Source organism: Paraburkholderia sp. EG304 (genome assembly GCF_046543485.1).
Taxonomy (GTDB): Bacteria; Pseudomonadota; Gammaproteobacteria; order Burkholderiales; family Burkholderiaceae; genus Paraburkholderia; species Paraburkholderia youngii.
The window spans coordinates 1-313 of sequence record NZ_JBKGUA010000408.1 but is presented as its reverse complement, the minus strand read 5'-3'; the positions used below and the strand labels follow the sequence as shown (position 1 = coordinate 313).

The 313-nt window shown below is 68.1% G+C and carries 1 protein-coding gene; it reads right to left on the bottom strand.

Annotation, left to right across the window (positions count from 1 at the left end; all coding sequences use genetic code 11):
• The coding region (locus tag ACLFKU_RS44505) for a type II secretion system protein GspK (RefSeq protein WP_410853487.1) at window positions 1–313 on the bottom strand (313 nt) is incomplete at both ends.

Below are 313 nucleotides of genomic sequence, written 5' to 3'. Positions count from 1 at the left end.
GAGCTGCACGTCACCGGCGTTGCGGAAAAACACGGTCTGGCGCCGCGCGACCAACGCCTGCCCCTGCGACACGGTCATGCCCGGCACCACCGCCGCGATCACTTCGGCCGACGCGGTGTTCATGTTGGTCGCGGTGACGGTCGGCAGCACGGTGACGAACGGCCGCAGCTTTGCGACGATCTCCGATGTGTAGCCCGGAATGTCGAGCAGCGAATCGACGCCCGTCATTAGCAGCGGCGCGACCGCCACGTTGTCCTCGCCGTCCTCGATGGCGGGCTGGTTGGTGAAGTTGCCGCCCGTCATCCCGCCGCCG